Source organism: Streptomyces sp. SID11385, assembly GCF_010548245.1.
Classification (GTDB): domain Bacteria; phylum Actinomycetota; class Actinomycetes; order Streptomycetales; family Streptomycetaceae; genus Streptomyces.
In genome coordinates this window covers 1-216 of sequence record NZ_JAAGLR010000907.1, presented here as the reverse complement: position 1 = coordinate 216, position 216 = coordinate 1, and the positions used below count along the sequence as shown (strand labels likewise).

1 protein-coding gene is annotated in these 216 nt (G+C 71.3%); it reads left to right on the top strand.

The annotated features are described in order from the left end of the window. Positions 1-216 (top strand): pseudouridine synthase (locus G3I42_RS27435; RefSeq protein ID WP_343244684.1); only part of this gene is annotated, 216 nt, incomplete at both ends.

Sequence of the window (216 nt, the reverse complement as noted above, 5' to 3'; positions counted from 1 at the left end):
CAGCTGGAGGACGGGTACGCGCGGGCCGACCACTTCCGCGTCGTCGAGAACACCGGCAAGAACTACCTGGTCGAGGTGACCCTCCACGAGGGCCGCAAGCACATCGTCCGCCGGATGCTGGCCGAGGCCGGCTTCCCGGTCGAGCGCCTCGTGCGGACGTCGTTCGGCCCGATCCCGCTGGGCGACCAGAAGTCGGGCTGGCTGCGCCGGCTCACC